Source organism: Methylobacterium sp. P5_C11 (assembly GCF_054049775.1).
In genome coordinates this window covers 1-22,722 of the sequence record NZ_JBFULS010000008.1, presented here as the reverse complement: position 1 = coordinate 22,722, position 22,722 = coordinate 1, and the positions used below count along the sequence as shown (strand labels likewise).

Below are 22,722 nucleotides of genomic sequence, written 5' to 3'. Positions count from 1 at the left end.
GGCCCGTCAGGCGCGGTCGGCGGCGTGGAAAATGAGATCGTCGAGGTCGCGCTGCATCCGGTCTGCGCCGTAGAGGGCGAGGGCTCGTTCCCGAGCCAGATCGGTGCGCGTGGCGAAAGCGCCCGGATCGTCTCGCAGCGCGGCGAGCGTTGCCGCGAGGCGGTCGGAATCCCGGGGCGGCACCAGCGTGCCGGCGGCACCGCCATCGAGGATCTCCGCCGACGCACCGGCATCGGTAGCGATCACCGGCACGCCCGCGAGCATCGCTTCGACGAGGGTGCGGCCGAACGGCTCCGGGTCGACGGAGGGATGCACCACCGCGTCGACCGCCTGCATCAACAGAGGCACGTCGGCGCGCTGGCCGAGGAACTGGACCCGGTCCGAGACACCGAGTGCCGCCGCGAGGTCGCGCAGATGCGCCGCGAAGGCATCCTCGCCGAACAACGGGGCGCCCACCACGATGCAGCGCATGTCCGGCACCTTTGCCAGCGCGTCGATCAGGACGTCCTGCCCCTTCCAGGGGGCGATACGGCTGAATACGCCGACGAGGAGCCCGGCCGGCAGACCGAGTTCGGCCCGTAACGCCTCGGAGGGGCGCGGATCGCGGGCGAGGTCGAGGCCGTTGGGAACGATCCGGATCAGCGACCGGCGCCCGCCGGCCTTGGCGAAGGCGCGCGCGGCGGCCTCCGAGGGGACGATCACCTGTGCCGCGCAGAGATTGGCCAGTCTCACCTGCAGGGTACGCTGGGCAAAGCCGAAATGTGCGTTGTCCAGAATGTCGTGCAAGTGCCAGATCAGGGGGCGTCCGACGAGGCGCGCGGCGAGCGCCGACAGGAGGAACGCCTTCTGAGAATTGGCATAGACCACGTCGCAGCGGCGGGCCGCCCGCGCGATCTCCAGCGCGAGGGCGCCGAGCTGGCCGAGGACCGGAAGGGCACGCAGGGGCGACACGTCCCTGCGCAGATCCGTCAGCGCGGTCCGGCGGCGCGCGAGGAGGATCTCCAGGCCTTCGCCCCGCAGGGCTTCGGCCAGGGCGCCGTCCTCGAACAGGAACGCCGTCGATCCCCGCCAGGGGCGGACGGCATCGCGCAGCACCAGCTCCGCCCCCGACATCGTGCCCGTGTGGCTGACGAACAGCACGCGGGGGCGCACGCCGCGCCCGGACCGGCCGGCACGGGTCCGGTCGATCGATCCGCCCTGGGCGAGCGCCTCGGCTCCGAGCATGCCGGTCATCGCGCCCTCGCGACATTGCGCGGATCGGGCAGCGGCATGACATCGTAGGTCGACTGGCTTCCCGGCCTGACCATCGTCATCGCGATGCCGAGCACCGCGCCGCCGGCCCGCCGGAGGTTCGCCACGGTCTCGACCGTGTCCGAGAGCTGGGAGCGGCCGTAACGCGCGCAGCAGAGCACGCCGTCGACGTGGCGGGCGAGCATCGACGCGTCCATCAGCAGGCTGGTCGGCGGCGTGTCGAGGAGGACGAGGTCGTAACGGCGGCTCCAGTCGAGGAAGTCGACCATCCGATCGCTCATCAGGAGTTCAGTGGAATCCGCGGTGGGAATCCCGGCCGGGATGACGTCGAACCGTCCCGCCGCGACCACGGCGTCCGCCGGGTCGATCTCGCCGCGGAGCACACCGCCGAGCCCCGGTCCGCGCCCGAGCCCGAGGGATGCCTCGAAGTTGGGGCGGCGCAGGTCGCACTCGACCACCAGGACGCGCCGTCCGCTGGCCGCGCCGATGACGGCCATCGCGAAAGCCGTGAACGACTTGCCCTCGCGCGGCTTGGCGGAGGTCACCAGGACGACGCGGGACTTTCCGCCGCCCGCCAGAACGAGATGCGCGTGCAGGTTGCGCAGAACGTTCTGCATCATCGGGTCGACCCGCGCCCGGGCCAGGGCCTCAGGGAGTTCGAGTTCCCGGTACCGGTCGGAGAAGCGGCCGACGAGGCCGGCAGTCTCCAGGCAGGGCAGCTGGGCGAAGACGGGGGCACCGGTGCCCGCCATGAGCTGTTCGGAGGTCCGCACGCGCCGGTCGGTGTAGTCCCGCAGCAGCGCTGCGGCGGCCGCCAGCACGCCCGCGAGGACGATGCCGCCGGCCAGGAACGGCACGGCCTTGGGGGAGAACGGCTCCTGCGGCAGCTCCGCGAGGCTCACCAGCCGGGTGCTTCCGGTGAGGATGCGCCGCTCGGTCTCGAGTTCGCCGGCCCGCTTCACGAGGTCGGCGTAGCGGGTGCGCTTGATCTCCGCGTTGCGCACCATGCCCTCGATCGAGGCCTCGTCGTCCATGGCGGCGGCGGCATCCGTCTTGGCGGTCTCCAGCTGGGCGCGCAGGGACTTGGCGAGGGCGTTCGACGCCTCGTAGGACTTGCGCAGGCCCCGCGCGACATTGCCGATCTCCTGATCGATGCGCTCGCGCAGGCTGGCTTGCTCGGTCTGCAGCGCCCGGATGATCGGGTGGTTGGCGCCCAGGAGGGTGCTCTGGTTGGCGAGCTGCGCGCTGACGCCGCTGAGTTGCTGCTTGAGGGAGACCACGGTCTGGCTCGACAGGACCGCCGGGGCGCTGTCGGCACCATGCGCGCCCCTGTTCTCGATCTCGCTCAGGCGGGCTGCGGCGTCGGCCTTCGCGGTCTCCGCGGCGGCGAGCTGCTGGCTGATGCTGGTGAGGCGCTCGGAACTGATGGGGGCGTTCGCGCCCTTCAGCAGTCCCTTGCGCCGCCGGAAGGTCTGGATCCGGGTCTCGTCGGCGCGGATCGAGGCGTCGAGCTGGCTGATCTCGGTGTGCAGCCAGTCGGCCGCGGCCTTGCGGCTGGAGGCCTGGGCCTCGCGCTGGTCGTCGAGGAAGGCGTTGATGAGGCCGTTGGCCATCGTCTGCGCCGTCTCGGGCAGCGGCGACCTGTAGCCGATCGTGATGATCCGCGAGCGGCCCGAACTCAGGACCGAGTAGCGCTTCTGCAGATATTCGACGAGGGCGTTGCGATCGGTCGTGAGGGTCGTGCAGGCGGCGTCCTTCTTGGCGCTGATCTGATCGGGATGCCCGCGGGTGGCGGCGTAGCGGCACTCGGCCATGACCGAGGCGACGAGGCCGTCATCGATCGCGAGGCGGAGCAGCCGGGGCGAGCGGATCACCTGGATCTGGCTCTCGATGTCGGCCGGGTCACCGATCTTCTGGATCCAGGCCATGGAGGCGTTGTGGGCGCCGGGCTCGGCTTCGGCCACGATCACGGAACCGACCGCCACGTATTGCGGCGCAATCATCGTCAGGGCGATGACCGCCAGCCCGAGCACGGCGGCGAACACGGAGGCGAAGAGGTAGCGCCGGTGCCAGATCCGGGCGAGGGATGCGGCGAGCGGGCCGCTGCGCCCCGGACCCTGAGGCACGGCGCGAACCGCGGCGCGATCGGCCAGATCGACGGTCAGGAAGGACATGCGCCGCCCCCTCAGCCCACCGCTTCGAGGCGCGGCACGATGCGCGGACGCGTCTCGCAGGCCGAGCGATGCTGGGCCAACTGCTCCTCGACGAAACTCGAGAACCGGCTCCGGAACAGCTCGGCCGAGAACATCTCCGCCTGCGCCCAGCATGCCTCCCGCGTGAAGTGCCCCTCCTGCTGGATGAAACGGCGGACGCACTCGGCGATGGTCTGCGGTTCGGGCGTGTCGAAGAACATGCCGGTGCGCTGCGGACCCCGGACCTGCACGGTCTCCCGCGCGCCGCCGCGGCCCAGGGCGAGGACCGGCGTGCCTTCCGAGGTCGCCTCCACCACGATGATCCCGAAATCCTCCTCGGCCGCGAAGATGAAGGCCCGGGCTGTGGCCATGAGGTGGCGCAGCTCAGCGTCGGGGACGAAGCCGGCGAACGAGACGTTGGGGCCGGCGAGTTCCCGCAATCGCGCGGCGTCCGGCCCAGAGCCTGCCACCACGAGTTCGAGATCCGGAAGCAGGGCGAACGCGCGCACCACCGCCTCGACGTTCTTGTAGGGGACGAGCCGGCTCGCGACGAGGAAGTGGTTCCCGCGCGGCCCGTCGAAACGCTGGTTCGGCAGCGTGATCGGCGGGTGGATGACCTCCGCGGTCCGGCCATAGACCTTGTGGATCCTGCGGGCGACGAAGGCGGAATTGGCGACGATCGCGTTGGGTCCGGCCGCCGTGCGGAAGTCCCACACGCGCATCCGGTGCAGGATGAGACGGGCCAGCAGGCTCTTCATGCCCGCCTCGCAGCCGCTCTCCCGCAGGTAGGTGTGCTGCATGTCCCACGCGTAGCGCATCGGCGAATGGACGTAGGAGACGTGGAGCTGGTCCGGCCCAGTCAGCACCCCCTTCGCGACAGCGTAGCTGCTGGAAATGATCAGATCGTAAGCCGAGAGGTCGAATTGCTCGATCGCCAGCGGCATGAGCGGCAGGTAGCTCCGATGCCGCGTCCGCGCGAATGGCATCCGCTGGATGAAGCTGGTCTGCGCGTGCGTGTATCCCAGCCGCGCCCGGTCTTCCGCCGGCAGGAAGTCGAACAGGGCGTAGACGTCCGCCTCGGGGTAGATCCTCAGCAGCTGCTCGAGCACGCGCTCGGCGCCGCCGACGACATACAACCAGTCGTGAACAATCGCGACACGCATCACAGCTTCCTCGTCAGTGCGCCGGACGCGGGAAGAAAGAGTTCCGTCCTGCCGGTCTCACGTATGGCAGCGATCACAGGCACACGCAGGAAGGTAGTAGGATCATGACCCATAAAGAAGAGGTCAATGTGCTGAGATAGGCTCGAAATAGCGGTCGATTAGGTCGACAACACGCGCTGTAAACTTAATTTTTGTAAATCATTAGGGTTAACTATACGATGGCATCGGCATCTCTCCCGGGGAGCGAAGCCGCCCGGCCGATGCAATCCCGTGCATAGACCCCGAAGCGGTGCCGATCAGGGAGCGAGAGCCGCGGGCAGGGGGGCTGTGCGCGAGCGCCGAGTGAAGAGCCGACGCAGGGCGGCGATCATCGGGGTCTCGACGGAGCGGAACAGCAATTCGCCGATCGCCGCGGAAGCCGCGAATGCCATCACAAAGATCAGGGCGGCGCGCCCGAAGCCGGGCGCCGCGAGGGGTGCTGCGAGCTTGGCCGCGGTATGCAGCATCAGGTTGTGGATCAGATAGAAGGAGTAACTGGCGTTCCCCTGCGACAGGAGCCAGCGCGAGCGCAGGGCCACGCCGCCTCGCTCCAGGAGCAGCATCGCTCCGACGACCAGTACAGCCGCGGAGCCCCAGACAAGCGGCCGGGCGAATCCGCTCAGCTCGGGTTCAAGGCCGAGCGCACCGGCGACGACCTGACCGCCCAGGACGAGCACCACGGCCGCCGCCAGGGCGGCGCCCGCCACCCGGCGGACCGGAAAGCCGGCAGCCGGGGCACCAAGATGCAGATAGGCGTAGCCGAGCGCGATGCCGGCGGCGAACTCGATCACGATCGGCTTGGTGTAGTAAGCCCAGTAGAGTCCCGGCACCGGCACCAGCCCGAGCAGGATCAGCGCCAGGAAGATCGAGGCCGCCCCGAGCGCCCGCCCGGCCCGCGTCGGCACGAGCAGCAGTCCCGCGAAGACCACATAGAAGAACATCTCGTAGTTCAGGGTCCAGCCGACGGAGTTCAGCGGTTCGATGTACCCACCCCTCGAGAAGGGCAGGAACAACAGCGACTGGATGAGATAGTCGGGCTGGAACGTGACGATCCCGATGGGCTTCAGCCCGGTCAGCGCGATCAAGGCCAGTCCGATCGTAACGAGCCAGTAGACCGGCACGACGCGCGAAGCCCGGCGCAGCAGGAATCCGCCTGGGCGCTCGCCGCGTCCGTCGGTGCTCACGAACATGATGAAGCCGGACAGGACGAAGAACACGTCGACGCCCGAAGCGCCGAAGGCCAGGAGATCCGGCCGCGGCAGGACGGGACCGACGTAGAGGCCGAAATGCGTCAGGAACACGAGATACGACGCGACGGCGCGCAGGATTTGCAGATTGTAGATCATGGCGCGCCGGCCGATCGTTGTGGGAGGCCGCCTGGCATGGGCGGAGCCGCCTTATGGCCGATGCCGCCCCCGCGCGTCACGAACACTTCTGAATCGTCCTAAATGGGCGGTCCCATAGAATTCATGATTCTCGACGTGTTCACACGCATTATTTGTCTATTTTGAAAAGTTAAAGGGCGTGCAGCCGGGAAATCCGGCGCTGGAAATCGATTGTAAAGGTTCCGGGTCGGAGAGTGTGGTCCTGGCAGCCGCCGGTCCGCATCGGTGTGCCGCGCAGCCCCCTGCGATCATTCGCCGGCGCTTATTTACTATTAATCAATAGATAATTTGACGGACGGCCGATCCATTCAATAGCGTACTGATCGCTGGATTTAGGAGTAGCGCCTTGAACATCGCCCAAGACATACGAGAGATCCTGGCCGCGAACGAAGCGTTCGCCGGGAAGGCGGATCAACTCACCGAGGACGACAGCCTGTTCGATCTCGGGCTGGATTCGTTCGGTTCGGTGCAGCTGATGCTGGCGCTCGAGGAGCGTTTCAACATCGAATTTCCCGACGACTTGCTGAATCGCAAGTCGTTCTCGACGATCCGCGCGATCCGCGAAGCCGTCTCGTCCCTGGTTCGGCAGGAAGCCGCATGAGCACCCTGGCCGGGCGCGGTGAGCGAGCGGCGGCGGTGGCGGCGCGCCACGCCGACGCCGTCGATCGCGAGGGCCGCTTCCCCGCTGAAGCGGTCGCCGCCCTGAAGACCGAGCGTCTTCTGGGTCTCCAGATTCCCGGGCAGTTCGGCGGCGAGGGCGCCGGCCTGTCGCAGATCGCGGAGCTGTGCAGCACGCTCGGGCAAGCCTGCAGCGCGGCCGCGATGGTTTTCGCGATGCACCACATCAAGGTGTCGAGCCTCGTGACGCACGGGCTCGACAGCGCATGGCATGGCCAGTTGATGGAGCGGATCGCGCGTGAGCAGTTGCTTGTCGCGTCCTCGACGACCGAGGCGGGCATCGGCGGCGACCTGCGCAACAGCCTCTGCGCCGTGGAGACGACCGGTGAGGTCTTCGCCTTCGGCAAGGACGCGTCGGTGATCTCGTACGGCGCCCATGCCGACCTGATCCTCGCCACCGCCCGGCGCCATCCGGACGCCGCGACGTCCGATCAGGTCCTCGTGGCGCTGATGGCCGATCAGATCTCCCTCGTGCGCACCGGCAACTGGGATACCCTCGGCATGCGCGGGACCTGCAGCGAGGGCTATCGCCTAGAGGCCCGGAACGTCCCGGTCGAGCAGATCCTTCCGAAGCCGTTCGCGGAGATCGCCGCCCAGTCGATGCTGGCCTCCTCGCACCTGTTGTGGAGCAGCGTCTGGTACGGGATCGCGACCTACGCGCTCGATCGCGCCCGCGCATTCGTGCAGGCCGAGGCCCGGAGCCGGCCCGGTCAGGTGCCGCCCACGGCGCTGCGCCTCGCCGAGGTCTCGAACGCGCATCAGGCCATGCGGAGCGCGGTCGTCTCTGCCCTGCGCCGCTTCGAGGATGCGCATGGCGACGTCGACACGATCGGCTCCCTCGGCTTCTGCGTCATGCTCAACAATCTGAAGGTCACCGTCTCCGACATGGCGGTCGACATCGTGCGGCGGGCGCTCGCGATCGTCGGGCTCGCCGGATACCGGAACGACACGCCGTACAGCCTGGGACGGCCGCTGCGCGACGTTCTCTCCGCGCCGCTGATGATCGGCAACGATCGGATCCTCGCCAATACCGCCAAGCTTCTGCTCGTGCAGAAGGGCAGCGGCCAGCTCATGAGCGCGTGATGGAATCGCTTTCCTCTTCCCCCGGCGAAGTCCTTCTCGAAGCCGAGGAGGACGGCGGTCCGACGTTCCTGGACCGCCTGTTCGACCATGGGCTCCTGATCCGTACCGGCGTCGACGGCCTCTACGGCCGCAGCGGCGACTTCGAGAGCGTCGTCGATGCCCTGGACCGGATGATCACGCGCCTCGGCGCGGCCGAGGAGGCCGAGGTGCTGCGCTTCCCGCCCGCCATGAGCCGGCCGGCCTTCGAGCGCAGCGGTTACCTGAAGGGTTTCCCGAACCTCGCCGGGACCGTGCATAGCTTCTGCGGCGACCCGGGCGGCCACGCCGAGATCCTCGCCTGTCTCGAGGCCGGAACCGACTGGACGGGCCAGCAGGCGGCGACCGACGTCGTCCTCACGCCCGCGGCCTGCTACCCGGTCTACCCAGTCGCCGCAGCCCGGGGCGCGCTGCCCGCCGCGGGCCGCCTGTTCGACCTGCAATCCTACTGCTTCCGCCGCGAGCCCTCGCTCGAGCCGACGCGGATGCAGCTCTTCCGGATGCGTGAATACGTGCGCATGGGCAGTCCCGAACAGGTGTTGGCCTTCCGCGAGACCTGGCTCGAGCGGGGCACCGCGATGATCCGCGCCCTCGGCCTGCCCCTCGCCATCGACGCGGCCAACGATCCGTTCTTCGGGCGTGCCGGGCGGATGCTCGCCAACAACCAGCGCGCCCAGGGCCTGAAGTTCGAGCTGAACGTCCCGGTCAACAGCGTCGACAAGCCGACAGCCTGCCTCAGCTTCAACTACCACCAGGATCATTTCGGGAGCACCTGGGACTTGCGTCAGGCCGAGGGTGGGGTCGCCCATACGGCCTGCGTGGGATTCGGGTTGGAGCGGATCACCCTGGCGCTCCTGCGCCACCACGGCCTGGACCTTGCCGCGTGGCCGGAAGCCGTGCGCGCCGAGCTGTGGGGCTGAGGGCGGTGACCGCCGCGCTGCGCCTTCCGGAGGGTCTTGGGGCTGCGGGTGAGCATGTTGCGCACCCCCTCCACGATCCCGGCCGGGATTGGCCGGAAACCAATTGCTACGTCGATCTCTGGATCGAATTGCTGCACATCCGCGGCCTCGCGCCGGAGGCGATGCTGGGATTCACCCTGCGGCAGGATTTCGAGGGCGACCAGTTCACGTTCTTCAAGCCGCCGCCGGCCGACCTCGAACGGCTCTACGGCGTGGAGGTTCTGGAACTCGCGGTCTACGCCGGCCTCGAGGCCCAGGCCCTGATCCAAGCGGAGGCGGGCCGGCCCGTCCTCGTCGAGGTGGACGCGATCTATCTCCCCGATACGCGGGGCACCACCTACGGCCGGGAGCACGCCAAGACGACGATCGGCATCCTGGCGCTCGATCCGGCGGCGAGGGAACTCGATTACCTCCACAATGCCGGCCGATTCCGCCTCTCGGGGGCGGACTACACCGGGATCTTCGGGCCGGCGACGCTGCCGCCCTACGCCGAGTTCGTGAAGACGGCGGCACCGCCCCTGAATCCCGCGGACCTGACGGGCGCTGCCCTGGACCTCCTCGCGCGGCATCGCGCCCGGGCGCCCCGGCGCAATCCCGTGCTGGCCTTCCGCGACACGCTCGCCGCGACGGCCCCGGACCTGGTCGGCCGGCCGCTCAGCGTCTTCCACGCCTACGCGTTCAATACGACCCGCCAGCTCGGCGCGAACTTCGAGATGCTCGCCAGTCACCTCGCGTGGCTCGGATCCCGGGACGCCGGCGGGTTTTCGGATGCCGTCGCGGCCGCTGCCGACCTCAGCCGCGAGGCGAAGGCCTTCCAGTTCCAGCTCGCCCGGGCCTTCCACCGCCGTGCGGCGGAGGGCCTGGCGCCGCGCCTTGACCGCCTCGCGGCGACCTACGACCGCGTCTTCGCGTCGCTCGACCGCGTCCTCGGCGGCTGAGCGGCGCGATGGCCCGCATCCTCAGCGTCGGCGACCGGGGGAACGAGATCCCGTCCGAGCCCTGGCACCTCGCCATGACGCAGCCCGGCGCCTGTGCCGGTCCGGGGGATCTCGATGGGGTGACCGACTGGATCGCCGCCACCGTGCCGGGCACCGCTGCCGCCGCCCTCCGCGCGGCCGGGCGCTGGAACGAGGCTGCACCGACGCCGATCCACGACCGCGACGTCTGGTATCGGACCCGGCTCGCCGGAAACGGCCGGGTCCGGCTCCGCCTCGAGGGGCTGGCAACGCTCGCCGAGGTCTGGCTCGACGGCGTGCCGATCCTCTTCACCCGCTCGATGTTCGAGGAGCACGTCGTCGAGGCCGAACTCGGTGCCGCGTCCGACCTCGCCCTGTGCTTCCGCGCGCTCAAGGCCGAACTCGATCGTCCGGCCAAGCGCGGGCGCTGGCGGCCGCGGATGATCACGCCGGGATCCCTGCGCCACCTGCGCACCAGCGTCCTCGGGTTCATGCCCGGCTGGTGTCCGGAGATCGACCTCGTCGGCCCCTACCGGCCGATCACCGTGGAGGCCCTGCGCCCCCGCGTCGCGGCCGCGGATCTGCGCCCGGTCCTCGACGGGGACACGGGTCGGCTGACGGCGCGTCTTCGGATCGAGGGGCCGGCCGGATCCGTCGCGCTCCTGTGCGACGGCTGCGAGGCGTTCCTCGAGGAGATCGAGCCCGGGCTGTTCGCGGGCGCGCTTGCGCTGCCCGGCATCGCGCCCTGGTGGCCGCATACACACGGGATCCCCCATCTCTACCCGGTCGCGGCATCCGTGGACGGCACGCGCGTCGACCTGGGTCGGGTCGGCTTCCGGACCCTATCGCTGTCCCGGCCCTTCGAGGAGGGCCTGTCGATCGCGGTCAACGGCGTTCCGGTCTTCTGCCGCGGCGCCACCTGGATGCCGCCGGATCTCGTCGGTCTCGGCACGGAGGGGGATGCGGAACTGCTCGACCTCGCCCGAGAGGCCGGGATGAACATGCTGCGCGTCCCCGGCACGACGCTCTACCCGGCTTCAAACTTCTACGAACTCTGCGACGAGCGCGGCATCCTGGTCTGGCAGGACCTGATGCTCGCCAACTTCGACTACCCGCACGACGACCCCACCTTCGCGGCCCGGCTCGCGGATGAGGTGACGGGGTTTCTGGACCGGACCCAGACTTCGCCGTCGTTGTGCGTGCTCTGCGGCGGAAGCGAGGTCTGGCAGCAGGCCGCGATGCTCGGCGCGCCACGCGCCGTCTGGGCCGACACCTTCTGCACGGCGACCCTGCCGGGGCTCGCCGCGGCCCTGAGGCCAGACCTGATCGTCCTGCCGAACTCGCCGTCCGGCGGCGATCTGCCCTTCTCGCCGCGGGCGGGCTGCACCCACTATTTCGGCGTCGGCGCCTATCGTCGCCCTCTCGAGGATGCCCGCCGGGCAGAGGTAGGCTTCGCCAGCGAGTGTCTCGCCTTCGCGATCCCGCCCGACCCCGGCACGCCCGGTCCCGCAGGGCCGATCGATCCGGACTGGTCGGCCGGCATCCCGCGGGATCGGGGCGCCGACTGGGACTTCGAGACCGTGCGCGACCACTACGTCGGCCTGCTCTACGGCGTCGATCCGGCCGCGCTCCGCATCGGCGATCCGGAGCGCTACCTCGAACTCGGCCGCGCCGCCGTGGCCGAGGTCATGGAGGCGACTTTTGCGGAGTGGCGCCGGCCGCGTTCGCAGACTGCGGGGGGACTGGTTCTCTCCCTGCGCGACCTCGGACCCGGTTCGGGCTGGGGCGTCATCGATCGGACGCAGCACCCGAAATCGGCGTGGTACGCGCTCAAGCGCGCCTTCCGACCCGTTCAGATCCTCATCACCGACGAGGGACTCGACGGTCTGCACCTCCACGTCCTCAACGAGACCGCGGCGATGCAAGCGCTCACCGTCGCTCTGACGCTGTCGGATGCCGGCGGTCGGGTCGCGGCCCGCGCCGAGCGCGCCATCGTTGTCGGAGCCCGGGCCGCCGTCACGTTGACCTCCGCCGACCTGCTGGGCCGCTTCTTCGACGCCACCCACAGCTACCGCTTCGGGCCTCGGATCCACGACGTGGCGCACGCGCGGCTGACCGGAACCGATGCACGCCTCATTGCCGAGAGCTTCCACTTTCCGGGCCGTCGCCCGACCGACCGCGCGGTCGTCGGCCTCCGGGCCGAGCCGGTCGCGACGGCGGACGGTCCGGCCCTGCGCGTCAGCACCGAGCGGCTCGCCTGCAGTGTCCAGGTCCGGACTTCGGCGGCGCAGCCGAGCGATAACGGGTTCCACCTCGCGCCGGGAGCGACCCGGATCATCACCTTTGCCGGCAGGACCCAGGTTCCGCGCGGGTCCCTCCGCGCGATCAACAGCAACGAGATCGTGGAATTCGGACATGACGGATGAGGTCGGTTCCGAGAGGGCAGCCGCCTCGGGCTTGCGCGGCCCAAAACCGGTGACGTTCGAGGGCCTGTTCGGCTGGTTTCATCCGGCCGCGGGACGGCGCGGCGTCGTCCTCTGCGGGGCGTACGGCTTCGAGCAGATGGCCGCGTACCGGCCCTGGCGGGCGCTGGCCGATAATCTTGCCGTGGCCGGCTGCCCGACCCTGCGCTTCGACTACCCAGGCGAGGGCGACTCGGCCGACCTCGAAGAGCCGCGCGTCGCGGCCTGCGTCGCAGCGATCGGCCAGGCCGTGCGGTTCTTGCGCGCGACGGCCGGCGTGACGGAGGTCGTTCTCGTCGGCCTTCGCCTGGGGGCGACCTTCGCGGCCCTGGCGGCCCGGGACGAGGCTGTCGACCGCCTCGTCCTGCTGGCTCCGGTGGCGACCGGGCGGGCGTACCTGCGCGAGATGCGGCTGCGCGCCAAGACGATCGGGCGCCTTCCGGACGGCTCGGCCCCACGGGAGGAGCCGGACGGTCTGACCGTTGGTGGCTTCCGGATGGGTCGCGCCTTTCTCGGCGACCTCGCGGACCTGTCGCTCCCGCGGCTCGAACGGGCGCCGGCCGGCCACATCCTCCTCCTCGCGGCGGAGGCCCGGGCGCTGGCCGGCCACCTGAGCGGGCTCGGCTGTGCCGTCGCGACCGGACCGTTCCCGGGTCTCGCCGCGCTCGTCGCGGACCCGATCTTCTCCGAAGTCCCGGCGGCGGACTTCGCGCAGGTGGTCGCCTTCGCGACGGACGGCGTGAGGGAGCCCACGGCCGGCTGCACTCCTGTCATCGGCCCGAGCCCGGCCCGCATGAGCGGTCCGGCCTGGGAGGAGGAGGCGATCCAATTCGCACAGGGCCGGTTCGGGATCCGCTGCCGGCCGCATCGAGCGAATCTCGGCGCGCCCACCGTCGTCTTCGTCTGCACCGGCATGACGGTCCATTCCGGCTGGGGCCGGCAGACGACGGATCTCGCCCGACGCCTCGCGGCGGACGGGGTGGCCTCGTTCCGCTTCGACTCCCTGGGCATCGGCGACAGCGACGACCGCTCCGACGATCGCAAGCCCCTCTTCGCCCCCGACGGGTTCGCCGATGTCGTCGCGGCCGTCGACCGGATCGTCGGTGCTGGTGGCCCGATCCTGCTCGTCGGCGGCTGCAGCGGCGCCTACGCGGCCTTCCACGCCCTCTGGCGGGACCGGCGGGTCGACGGGGCGCTGCTGCTCAACCTCTATTGTTTCGATTGGGACCCCGATCAGGATCTCGACCGGGTGATCCGTCAGACCTTCGGCAGCGCGTCGACCTACGCGGCGCTGCTGACGCAGGGGGCGACATGGCGCCGCCTGATCCGTGGGCAGATCCGCATCCACGCCATCGGCAGCGCCTTGGTCCGGCGCGGCGCCGAGGCCGCGATCCGGCGCCTGCGCCGGGCGTGGCGCCCCGGGGTACCCGGAGGCTCTCCCGCCCGGCGCATCGCCACCCTCCGCCGGCGGGGCGCCGAGATCCGCCTGCTCTACAGCGCGGGCGACCCCGGCCTCGCGGCCGTCCGCAGCCGGCTGGGACGCTCGCCGGGCCGGGCGGATCGGCGCCTCGGCGCGCCTGTGACGATCGTACCGGATGCGGACCACAATTTCAGTTCCCGCCAAGCCCAGATCCGGGTCGAGGAGGCGCTGCGCGAGTTGCTCCGGGCGGTCAAGCGAGCCGAGGCGGTCCGACCCGACAGGGCGGATGTCGCCGCATCCGGTCCGTTCCTCACTTTGGCGAGCCGGACGTGACCTGGTTCACACGCCGCTCGGCGCTCGTCCTGACGGCGGGTGCCCTGACGGCCGGCGCATTGGCGGCGGACCGCGCGGTCGCCGCCGCTCCGCTGCACCGATGCGAGGACCTGATCGACTCGATCGGCGTCAACGTTCATCTCGGACATGGCGGCAGCCCCTATGTCGACCGATTCGCCGACTGCGCCCGCGCCCTCGACGAACTCGGCATTCGTCACCTGCGCGACGACATCGTGCTCACCGGCGACGAGCCGGCGGGGCAATTCGAACGGATCGCGTCCCTGGCAGGTCGCGGCTTCCGCTTCAGCCTGATCTTCTATGACGGGCTTACGCCGGGGCCGCGGGTGCCACCGAATCGGTTTGCCGAGATCGCCCGGTGGGCCGGTGACGGGCTCATCGTGGCGGAGGGCGGTAACGAGCCTCCCGTGGCCGCGGGGCCGGATCGCGCGCGCCTCTCGGCCGATCACCAAGCCGCCTTGTTCCGCGCGGTGCGGACGGAGGCCCGGTTCCGGGGTGTGCAGGTTGCCGGCCCGAGCTACATTCAGGGCAACGTCGCGGCGGCGCGGAACCTCGCGGCGGTGGTCGACCTCGGAAATATTCACCCGTATCCGGGCGCCGAACATCCGGAAACGGAAGCCGGCGGCAGCCTCGCCCGCTTCGTCGCCGCATCCAGGCCCGTCTTCGGCGCCGCGCCGATGATCGCCACCGAGACCGGCTATCACACCGCGCTCACCACCGGCAGCGCCCACCTTCCGATCTCGGAGGGTCTCCGAGCCCGGTACATGCCGCGGCTGCTCCTGTGGAGCTACCTGCAGGGGATCCGCCGAACCTACCTGTACGAGTTGATTTCCAGCTTCGATCGCGGCGACACGGACCCCGAGAGCCATTTCGGTCTCATCGCCCACGACGGGCGGCCGACCCCGGCCTTCGCGGCGGTGCGCAACCTCGTCCGCCTCTTCGCCGCGCCGGGCGGCGAGCGTGACGCCGTCCCGGCCGATCGCGACGTCTCGCTGTCCGCCGCCGTCCCCGACCTCGTCTCCGGACATTTCGTGCGGCGGGACGGGGCGACGCTCATCCCCGTCTGGCTGGGCCTCGACGGATGGGATCGGCGGAGCCGCACCGTCCGTCCGGACGTGCACGCCCGATCTGTCGAGATCGGCCTCTCGCGTCAGCCGCGGCAGGTGCGCCTTCACCGTTTCGACGACGACGGCCGCGTGAGCGTCGTCGCCCTTCCCGCCGACAGGCGCTTTTCGGTCCAGGTCACCGATCGGCTCGCGGTGGTCGAACTGAGCTAGCGGATCGCGCCGGAGGTCGGAGCCGGCGTGGTCCGCGACCGCACTGATGGATCGCGTCACTTCTGAAATCGGGGGCACCGCGTGGACGAGCCTCTGAAGGCTTGCAGGCAGATCGGACACCGATGGGCCGCCGCAGGCCGAGACGCCCGTCCGCATCATCGACGATCACGGACATCGATCTCATGCTGAGCTACTTGGGGGATCAGATCATCGGCCTGACCCTGGCGGTCTTGAACGCGCTCGCACCGCTCGAAGTCCACGTGCAGACCGGTGTTGCGTACGCCGAGGGAACTCAGCATCGGGCCGATATCTACCGCTCGACGGCGGCGGGAGCGCGCCCGGTGGTCGTCTTCCTCTACGGGGGCGGATGGCGGACCGGATCCAAGGACGAGGTCGCCTATGTCGGCGCGGCCTTGGCGCGCCGGGGGTTCGTGGTCGTGATCCCCGAATATCGGCACGTCCCGGCCGTAGGTCTCGCGGACATCCTTGCCGACAACGCCGCCGCGGTCGCCTGGACTCTCGCGCACGCCGCCGAGTTCGGCGGCGACGCCCGCCGTGTCGTCGTCGCCGGCCATTCCTCGGGCGCCTGGGCTGCGGCAATGCTGGGACTCGACCCGACTTGGCTCGAGCACGCCGGCTCAAGTCCGGTGAAGCTCGCCGGCATCGTTGGTCTGGCGGGACCGTATGCGAGTTCGGCGCTGACCCAACCCCTGGATCGTCAGGTCTTCGCGGGCAGCGATCCGACGTTGCAGCCGATCAACCATGCCGCGGGTCGACATCCCGCCATGCTCCTGCTCACCGGGGCGGCGGATCTGGATGTGAATCCCTCCGGAACCCTGGCGCTCGCGCGCGAACTGCAGGCCTACGACGGACATCAGACCACGAAGGTCTACGATGGCCTCGGCCACGGACAGCTCATCCACGCCATGAGCTTCCCGTTCGATCTGAGCCTTTCGGTCGCCGACGACGTCGCGCAATTCGTTGCCGCCGCGCACGCCGATCCGTGACATCACGCACCCTAGGGGCGCCCGAGCCCATGCTCCGAGGCCGGACGGCGACCGGTCTGCTGGAGACCGGCTGCGCGGGTGCAGGTCCGGCCGCCGTGCGCACCGCGATCTGGCACGGGGCTAATGGTAACCCGGTGCCCCGACTCCGACCTTGCCGCGGAACAGCCAGTAGACGTAGCCGGTATAGACCAAAACCATCGGCACCAGCACCACGGCGCCGGCGAGCAGGAAGGCTTGGCTGCTGGGGTGGGTCGCGGCGTCCCAGATCGTGATCGTCGGCGGGACGATCATCGGCCAGAGGCTGATCCCGAGGCCGACATACGACATCAGGAACAGTCCCAGGGCGCAGAGGAACGGCGTCACCTCGGCCCGCCGATCGAGGGCGACGAAGAAACGCCACGCCAGCAGCGCGACCAGAGCCGGGACCGGGGCCGCCATCATCACGTTCGGCCAGGACAGCCAGCGGGCTCGAAAGGCCTCGCTCAGGATCGGCATGGCGGCCGACACGACGGCGATGGCCGCCAGGGTGGCGATGCCGAGGGGACGCGCCCACCGATAGGCCCGGAGCTGGACCTCGCCCTCGGTTTTCCAGATCAGCCAGCAGGCGCCCAGCAGGCCGTAGCCCGCCACCAAGGCCAGCCCCGTGACCACCGAGAACGGCGTCAGCCAGTCCCACCAGCCGCCCGCGTAGGCGCGGCCCTCGACCCGGATCCCCTGCACCAGGGCACCGAGGCAGATGCCCTGGCAGAACGTCGCCACGTAACTGCCCCACGAGAACGAGCGATCCCAGGCGCTCTGGGCTCCCGGCGTGGCGGCTCGGAAGCGCATCTCAAAGGCGACACCGCGAAAGACGAGCGCCAGGAGCATCAGGATCAGCGGCATGTAGAGGGCCGGCAGGATCGTGGCATAGGCCAGCGGAAACACCGCGAACAACCCACCGCCCCCGAGGATTAGCCAGGTCTCGTTGCCGTCCCAGACCGGGGCGACCGTATTGACCATGACATCCCGCTCCGCCTTCCCGCGGAAGGCCGGGAACAGGATGCCGACCCCGAGGTCGAAGCCGTCCATCACCACGTAGAGAAAGACCGCGGTGGCGATGAGGAGCGCCCAGATGAGCGTGAGATCGACGGACATCGGGCCTACTCCGCGGGCTGGGCGAGGGGACGGCCGGCGCTCTGCCCGCCGGAGACGAGGGCGGGGGCGGGCGTGATGCCGGCGGTGCGGATCGGTTGACCCGGGGGCGGCCCGGGTTCGTGGGCGTGCGGCACCTGATCGAACAGGTGCAGGAGGTACCAGATGCCCGCGCCGAACACCGCGAGGTAGACCGCCGCGAAGGCCGCCAGCGAGGCGGCGACCGCCGGGGCGGCCACCGGCGAGACGCTGTCGACGGTGCGAAGCATGCCGTAGACGGTGAAGGGCTGGCGGCCGGCCTCCGTCACCGTCCACCCGGCCGTGACGGCGATGAGACCGGATGGTCCCATGGCGACGGCGAAGCGGTGGAGCCAGGGCGTGTCGTAGAGCTGCCCCTGACGACGAAGCCAGAGCGCGGCCAGACCGAGGGCGATCATCAACAGGCCGAGGCCGACCATGATCCGGAACGACCAGAACACCAGGGGCAGGTTGGTCGGCCACTGGTCCCGCGGCATGGCCTTGAGGCCGCGGACCTCGCCGTCGAGGTCGTGGGTCAGATAGAGGCTGGCCAGTCCGGGGATGCCGATCCGGTCCCGCACGGCGCCCGCCTCCGCATCCGGCCAGCCGAACAGGATCGCGGGGGCGCGGCGCTCGGTGTCGAAATGCCCCTCCATGGCGGCGACCTTGGCGGGCTGGTGTTCGTAGGAATTGCCGCCGTGCAGGTCGCCGATCACCAACTGGGCCGGTGCCACCACGGCCGCCATCCACATGGCCATCGAGAACATCAGTCGCGCCCGCGGATTGGCCCGGTTCCGCAGCAGATGCCACGCGCCCACGGCGCCGACGATCATGGCGGTGGTGAGGTAGGCGCCTGTGACCGTATGGGCGAAGCGGTAGGGGAAGGACGGGTTGAACACGATCGCCCACCAGTCGGCCGGAGCGAAGCGCCCGTCCGGCCCGACGACATGCCCGGTGGGCGTCTGCATCCAGGAATTGGCCGACAGGATCCAGAACGCGGAGGTCAGGGTGCCGACGGCGACGAGGCAGGTCGCCAGGAAGTGCAGCCCCTTACCGACCCGTTCCAGGCCGAACAGCATGACGCCGAGGAAGCCGGCCTCGAGGAAGAAGGCCGTCAGTACCTCGTAGCCGAGGAGGGGGCCGAGCACTGGCGCCGTCCGGTCGGAGAAGACCGACCAGTTCGTGCCAAACTGATAGCTCATGACCAGACCCGAGACGACGCCCATGGCGAAGGCCACGGCGAAGATGCGGAGCCAGTATCGGTAGGTGTCCAGATAGACGGCCTGGCCGGTCCGCAGCCAGAAGCCTTCCAGCACGGCGAGGTAGCTCGCGAGACCGATGGTGAATGCAGGAAAGAGGAAGTGCCAGACGACGGTGAGCGCGAATTGGGCGCGCGCGAGATTGACTGCGCTCGGCAGTTCGAGAGCTGACATCGCGATCTCCAGGAGCGGACGGATCAGCTTTGCCGCAGCGCAGGAGGCAGCTCCTTGATTCAGCGCAAAGCCGGCGCCGTGAAACCGGATTCGCGTCGGCGCGGGCACTTGCGCTGAATCAAGGCCGCAGCCCGGACCGCCATCGACATTTCCCTGGCTGCGCTCCAGTTGCGGGCAGAGGGGACCCCACCATGTGCTACGCCAACATCCTGGTTTCCGTGGATTTCTCGGAGGCGGCGCCCGACCGTGTCCGTCTCGCGGCCGCCCTGGCCCGTCGCTTCGACGCCACGCTGACCGGCGCCGCCGCCGCAGAGGTGCCGGTGCCGCTCTTCGCCCACGACATCCGCGATGCGGCGCGCCAGTACGACCGGTTCAAGGAGACGATCCTGCAGGAGCTCGAGCGGGCGCAGGCGATTTTCACCCGCTGCGCCGCCGAGGCATCCCGGACCGCATGGTCGGGCGGGACCGATCGACCGTTCGCCCACCTCGTCGCGAAGGCGAGAGCCGCCGACCTGCTCGTGGTCGGTCGGACCGGACCGACCGTGCTCGATCCTAGCCCGTTCGGCGTGGCCGTCGCCCCCGTCCTGATGGAGGCGGGACGGCCTGTCCTCGTCGTCCCGTCTGACGTCACGGATGCGCCGGGCCGGCGCATCGTCGTTGCCTGGAAGGACACGTTGGAGGCGCGCCGGGCCATCTCGGGGGCTCTTCCGTTCTTGCGGTCCAGCGCACAGGTTTTCGTCGTCACGACCGGACAGGGTGCGGGCTCAGAGGGGATCGAGGAGGTCGCGGCGCATCTGAGGCTCCACGGTGCGTCCGTCACCACGCATCTGCTGACGACGGCGGGGAACGACAGCGACGAGATCCTGCGATTCGCCCGCGACCAGCAGGCCGATCTGATCGTCATGGGCGCCTATGGTCACGCACGCCTGCGGGAATGGGCCTTTGGTGGGGCCACCCGCGAGATCCTGCAGGAGACCGCCATCTGCTGCCTGATGGCCCACTGACGGGCCGACCATCGCGATGCTCAAGCTCCGGCGCGCCCTCCGAGCCCGCGGGGATCGATGAGCCTGAAGCCGCCCGGGGCGATGCAGGAACACGCGCGCGTTCGATGCTGCACAGCCGGACTACCGGGAGAAATGGGTCGTCGACATCCGATCCGTGACGAGTTCGAAAGGCACCCAATCGACATGCGGCACCGGCTCGTGCCTCATGAGCGCCAGGGCATCGTCGAGCGCCCGGCGGCTCTGCGTCACCGCATCCTGGTAGATCGTCACGGCGAGGCGCTTGGTCTGCATCGCCTGCATACCGTCGGCGGTGGCACCCACGCCGCCGATGAGGGTCCGGCCTGCCGGGGTCCCGGCGGCCTCGACGGCCTCGGCGGCGCCGAGCGCCATCGCGTCATCGCCGGCGACGATGGCGTCGACGGCAAGCCCCCTGGCGAGCCAGCCGGCGACGACGGCTCTGGCCATCGTCCGGTCTGAGGCGGCCGCCGCTTCCGCGACGAGGCGCAGGCTCGGGAATTCGGTCAAGACCTCTTTGACGCCCCTGGTGCGGAGCATCGATCCCGGACGAGACGGGAGGCCCGTGAGGATCGCGACCCGCCCGGTCCCGTTCAGCATCTGTGCGAGCTTGCGCATCTGCAGACGGCCGGCGACGAGGTCGTTTGGTGCTACGACGACGACGCGCCCGGTCGCCCATGCGGTCTCGGCGCCGATTTCGAGGAAAACCAGGGGGATATCGGCCTCCAGTGCCAAGCGGGTGATGGCATCGCTGGCCGACCGATCCACGGGCATGACCAGGAGTGCGTCGACCTTCGCGGCAACGAAGCTCCGGACCTGCGCGACCTGCTGCTCGCCCGCGCCGTCCGGCGCGTAGGCGAAGTCCAGCGCGATGCCCCGCGCCGACGCGTGCTCCTCAAGGCCGCGGTGCAGGAGCCGGGTTAAGCCTACGGGCGGCGCCATCGCGACGGCGATCGTGGTCGCCGATGCCGGGATCGCGCAGAACAGACAAGCGAAGATGACGGCTACCGCGCGGGTTGCTCCGCCTATCAGGCCGCTCATGCGCCATCGACTTGTCTGACCCATCGATCCTGCCCCGTCCTTGTCGCCGCGCCGGTCGGCTCAGGCGGCGCGGATGCCCTGGAGAAAGACGGCAACCTCGTTGCCGAGACGCTCGGCATCCCGCGAGAGTGTGCTCGCCGCGCTCAGGACGCTCGCCGCCATCAGATCAGAGCCGTCCGCGAATTCGACGCTCGGGGTGCCAGAAACGCCGGAGCCGTCGGCGACCTTCGTGACGGTCTCCACGATCTCCCGAGCCGCGGCACCCTGTTCTTCGACCGCTGAGGCGATGGCGTCCGCCGCCCGGCTCATATCCGCGATCCGGGCGGTGATACCCGTGATCGCGGATGCAGCCTCGGCGGTCGATCCCTGGATCTCGGCCACGTGTTGGCTGATCAGTTCGGTGGCCTGCTTGGTCTGCCCTGCGAGGGTTTTGACTTCGGCCGCCACAACCGCGAAGCCGCGCCCGGCCTCTCCGGCCCGTGCCGCCTCGATCGCGGCGTTGAGGGCGAGTAGGTTGGTCTGAGCGGCGATCTTGGCGATCATCCGAACCACGTCGCCGATCCGATCGGCCGCCCCGCTGAGGGCCTGGACGCGGGACGTGGTCTGCTCCGCCTCCGCTGCGGCGCCGCCGGCCATGGCGGCCGCGCTCTCGGCCTGGCGCCCAACCGCGTCGACCGCGAAACCGAATTCCCCAGCGGCAGCGGCGATCCGCCGGAGATGGGATCGGGTCTCCGCGATGGCACCGGCCGCCATCGCCGACTGGCTCGCCGCAGGCCCGACGGCTCGATCGGCCAGATTGGCCGTGCCGCGCAGGGCCTCCGCCACGGACGCGACCGCTCCCGCGATGTCTCCCACTGTCGCCTCGAAACGCTCCGTCATCTCGCGCACGACGCCTTCGCGCCTCTGCTCCTCGATCGCGTGCAGGCGGACCGCTTCAGCCTCCAGGCGCCGGTTGTGCAGCAAAGTCTCCTTGAGGGCCTCCAGGGTGCCCGCCATGGCACATAACGCGTCGCCGTGAACCGCCGCCGGTACGGCACCGATGAGGTCGTGATTCGCTAGTTGCTGCACGGCACGGGTTGTCGCGGCAATCGGTCGAATGACGCGACGCCGGACGATCCGGACGAACCCCAGGGCGGCCAGGGCGGCGACGGAGACGGCCATCGCGAGTTCCAGCTGGACGGTCAGGCCGGCGGTATCGCCGGCCGCCCGCCTTTCAGAAGCCCTGGTTTGGCGGTAGGTCAGCATCGCGTCTGCCGCCCGCCTGAAGGTCTCCGCGTCCACCTGCAACACCGTGGTCAGGACAGTGTCGGCGAGGTCGCGCTCCCCGGCTCGGTCCAGGGCGGCCGCCTCGGCCGCGGCGGCCAGGACGTGCTGCCAAGCCTCCCACAGGCTCTGCGCGAGATCCCGCTCCTCGGCTGTCGTCACCATCGGCGCGTACTCGGTCCACGCCGTGGATACGGAGTCCAGGGCCTTTTCGGTCCGGCCGACACTGTCCCGCCGCGCCTCCTCCGACGGCGCGACCTGCGCCAACACCGCGAGCGTACGCAACTCCTGGCTCAGCTGCCTGATGGTGCCGAGGACCGCCACGGCTTTGATCTCACTGTCGAACAAGCGACTTGCAGAACCGATCTGGCCGATCCGGTTGACCGAAAAGGCGGCGATTCCGGCAGTAAAACAAAACATCGTCAACGCAAAAATAACTATCATGGAATTCAATCTGGATGGATATCTTCTATATAAATCCATGCAAAAATATTCCGTTTAAAATCTTCCGGTTTCTGGCTAGTCGGTTTATATCTCTGTGAACATAAAATATCAAAA

17 protein-coding genes are annotated in these 22,722 nt (G+C 69.6%); 9 read left to right on the top strand and 8 right to left on the bottom strand.

The window, feature by feature from the left end; genetic code table 11:
* Window positions 1–6 precede the first annotated feature (6 nt).
* The 4 genes from ACXJKQ_RS06730 to ACXJKQ_RS06715 all read right to left on the bottom strand — a co-directional run bounded on the left by ACXJKQ_RS06730 (window position 7) and on the right by ACXJKQ_RS06715 (window position 5,991).
* Complete coding sequence (locus ACXJKQ_RS06730; protein WP_457104994.1) at window positions 7–1,233, bottom strand: glycosyltransferase; 1,227 nt, start codon at window positions 1,231–1,233, stop codon at window positions 7–9.
* Window positions 1,230–3,425 carry a GumC family protein gene (locus tag ACXJKQ_RS06725; RefSeq protein ID WP_457104993.1) on the bottom strand — a complete coding sequence of 732 codons (2,196 nt, stop codon included), beginning with the start codon at window positions 3,423–3,425 and terminating at the stop codon, window positions 1,230–1,232. The genes ACXJKQ_RS06730 and ACXJKQ_RS06725 overlap by 4 nt, the downstream gene beginning before the upstream one ends.
* A gap of 11 nt (window positions 3,426–3,436) precedes the next feature.
* Window positions 3,437–4,606 carry a glycosyltransferase gene (locus ACXJKQ_RS06720; RefSeq protein WP_457104992.1) on the bottom strand — a complete coding sequence of 390 codons (1,170 nt, stop codon included), beginning with the start codon at window positions 4,604–4,606 and terminating at the stop codon, window positions 3,437–3,439.
* A gap of 296 nt (window positions 4,607–4,902) precedes the next feature.
* A complete protein-coding gene (locus ACXJKQ_RS06715) occupies window positions 4,903–5,991 on the bottom strand; it encodes an acyltransferase family protein (protein WP_457104991.1) in 1,089 nt (362 codons plus the stop codon).
* 385 nt (window positions 5,992–6,376) lie between these two features.
* Between ACXJKQ_RS06715 and ACXJKQ_RS06710 the strand changes: the two genes are divergently transcribed.
* The 8 genes from ACXJKQ_RS06710 (at window position 6,377) to ACXJKQ_RS06675 (ending at window position 16,259) form a co-directional block, all read left to right on the top strand.
* Complete coding sequence (locus tag ACXJKQ_RS06710) at window positions 6,377–6,631, top strand: acyl carrier protein (protein WP_457104990.1); 255 nt, start codon at window positions 6,377–6,379, stop codon at window positions 6,629–6,631.
* The gene (locus tag ACXJKQ_RS06705; protein ID WP_457104989.1) at window positions 6,628–7,791 is read left to right on the top strand and encodes an acyl-CoA dehydrogenase family protein; all 1,164 of its coding nucleotides are present in this window, start codon (window positions 6,628–6,630) and stop codon (window positions 7,789–7,791) included. The genes ACXJKQ_RS06710 and ACXJKQ_RS06705 overlap by 4 nt, the downstream gene beginning before the upstream one ends.
* Complete coding sequence (locus ACXJKQ_RS06700) at window positions 7,791–8,747, top strand: amino acid--[acyl-carrier-protein] ligase (protein ID WP_457104988.1); 957 nt, start codon at window positions 7,791–7,793, stop codon at window positions 8,745–8,747. Before ACXJKQ_RS06705 ends, ACXJKQ_RS06700 begins: the two co-directional genes overlap by 1 nt.
* A gap of 5 nt (window positions 8,748–8,752) precedes the next feature.
* Entirely contained in the window at window positions 8,753–9,724 is a 972-nt protein-coding gene (locus tag ACXJKQ_RS06695) for a DUF1839 family protein (protein WP_457104987.1), read from the top strand.
* Between the two features lie 8 nt (window positions 9,725–9,732).
* On the top strand, window positions 9,733–12,168 hold the full coding sequence (locus tag ACXJKQ_RS06690) for a glycosyl hydrolase 2 galactose-binding domain-containing protein (protein ID WP_457104986.1): 2,436 nt from the start codon (window positions 9,733–9,735) through the stop codon (window positions 12,166–12,168).
* Window positions 12,158–13,957 (top strand): alpha/beta fold hydrolase, encoded by a 1,800-nt coding sequence (locus tag ACXJKQ_RS06685; RefSeq protein ID WP_457104985.1) that lies wholly within the window; start codon window positions 12,158–12,160, stop codon window positions 13,955–13,957. Before ACXJKQ_RS06690 ends, ACXJKQ_RS06685 begins: the two co-directional genes overlap by 11 nt.
* A complete protein-coding gene (locus ACXJKQ_RS06680; RefSeq protein WP_457104984.1) occupies window positions 13,954–15,252 on the top strand; it encodes a hypothetical protein in 1,299 nt (432 codons plus the stop codon). Before ACXJKQ_RS06685 ends, ACXJKQ_RS06680 begins: the two co-directional genes overlap by 4 nt.
* Window positions 15,253–15,434: 182 nt before the next feature.
* Window positions 15,435–16,259 carry an alpha/beta hydrolase gene (locus tag ACXJKQ_RS06675; RefSeq protein ID WP_457104983.1) on the top strand — a complete coding sequence of 275 codons (825 nt, stop codon included), beginning with the start codon at window positions 15,435–15,437 and terminating at the stop codon, window positions 16,257–16,259.
* Window positions 16,260–16,379: 120 nt separating this feature from the next.
* Here the strand turns inward: ACXJKQ_RS06675 and cydB are convergent, their stop codons facing one another.
* Complete coding sequence (gene cydB / locus ACXJKQ_RS06670; RefSeq protein WP_457104982.1) at window positions 16,380–17,393, bottom strand: cytochrome d ubiquinol oxidase subunit II; 1,014 nt, start codon at window positions 17,391–17,393, stop codon at window positions 16,380–16,382.
* A 5-nt stretch (window positions 17,394–17,398) separates the two neighbouring features.
* Entirely contained in the window at window positions 17,399–18,841 is a 1,443-nt protein-coding gene (locus ACXJKQ_RS06665) for a cytochrome ubiquinol oxidase subunit I (protein WP_457104981.1), read from the bottom strand.
* A 191-nt stretch (window positions 18,842–19,032) separates the two neighbouring features.
* On the opposite strand from ACXJKQ_RS06665, the gene ACXJKQ_RS06660 reads away from it, so the two are divergent.
* Window positions 19,033–19,845 carry a universal stress protein gene (locus tag ACXJKQ_RS06660; RefSeq protein ID WP_457104980.1) on the top strand — a complete coding sequence of 271 codons (813 nt, stop codon included), beginning with the start codon at window positions 19,033–19,035 and terminating at the stop codon, window positions 19,843–19,845.
* A 120-nt stretch (window positions 19,846–19,965) separates the two neighbouring features.
* On the opposite strand, the gene ACXJKQ_RS06655 is transcribed toward ACXJKQ_RS06660, so the two are convergent.
* Window positions 19,966–20,901: a substrate-binding domain-containing protein gene (locus tag ACXJKQ_RS06655; RefSeq protein ID WP_457104979.1), complete on the bottom strand. Its 936-nt coding sequence runs from the start codon at window positions 20,899–20,901 to the stop codon at window positions 19,966–19,968.
* Window positions 20,902–20,961: 60 nt separating this feature from the next.
* Complete coding sequence (locus ACXJKQ_RS06650) at window positions 20,962–22,608, bottom strand: HAMP domain-containing methyl-accepting chemotaxis protein (protein ID WP_457104978.1); 1,647 nt, start codon at window positions 22,606–22,608, stop codon at window positions 20,962–20,964.
* Window positions 22,609–22,722: the final 114 nt, after the last annotated feature.

Coding starts and splice junctions, on each gene's coding strand:
- cydB (WP_457104982.1), bottom strand. CDS start 17,393: ATGTCCGTCGATCTCACGCTCATCTGGGCGCTCCTCATCGCCACCGCG.
- ACXJKQ_RS06720 (WP_457104992.1), bottom strand. CDS start 4,606: ATGCGTGTCGCGATTGTTCACGACTGGTTGTATGTCGTCGGCGGCGCC.
- ACXJKQ_RS06725 (WP_457104993.1), bottom strand. CDS start 3,425: ATGTCCTTCCTGACCGTCGATCTGGCCGATCGCGCCGCGGTTCGCGCC.
- ACXJKQ_RS06675 (WP_457104983.1), top strand. CDS start 15,435: ATGCTGAGCTACTTGGGGGATCAGATCATCGGCCTGACCCTGGCGGTC.
- ACXJKQ_RS06665 (WP_457104981.1), bottom strand. CDS start 18,841: ATGTCAGCTCTCGAACTGCCGAGCGCAGTCAATCTCGCGCGCGCCCAA.
- ACXJKQ_RS06690 (WP_457104986.1), top strand. CDS start 9,733: ATGGCCCGCATCCTCAGCGTCGGCGACCGGGGGAACGAGATCCCGTCC.
- ACXJKQ_RS06730 (WP_457104994.1), bottom strand. CDS start 1,233: ATGACCGGCATGCTCGGAGCCGAGGCGCTCGCCCAGGGCGGATCGATC.
- ACXJKQ_RS06660 (WP_457104980.1), top strand. CDS start 19,033: ATGTGCTACGCCAACATCCTGGTTTCCGTGGATTTCTCGGAGGCGGCG.
- ACXJKQ_RS06715 (WP_457104991.1), bottom strand. CDS start 5,991: ATGATCTACAATCTGCAAATCCTGCGCGCCGTCGCGTCGTATCTCGTG.
- ACXJKQ_RS06685 (WP_457104985.1), top strand. CDS start 12,158: ATGACGGATGAGGTCGGTTCCGAGAGGGCAGCCGCCTCGGGCTTGCGC.
- ACXJKQ_RS06705 (WP_457104989.1), top strand. CDS start 6,628: ATGAGCACCCTGGCCGGGCGCGGTGAGCGAGCGGCGGCGGTGGCGGCG.
- ACXJKQ_RS06700 (WP_457104988.1), top strand. CDS start 7,791: ATGGAATCGCTTTCCTCTTCCCCCGGCGAAGTCCTTCTCGAAGCCGAG.
- ACXJKQ_RS06655 (WP_457104979.1), bottom strand. CDS start 20,901: ATGAGCGGCCTGATAGGCGGAGCAACCCGCGCGGTAGCCGTCATCTTC.
- ACXJKQ_RS06650 (WP_457104978.1), bottom strand. CDS start 22,608: ATGATAGTTATTTTTGCGTTGACGATGTTTTGTTTTACTGCCGGAATC.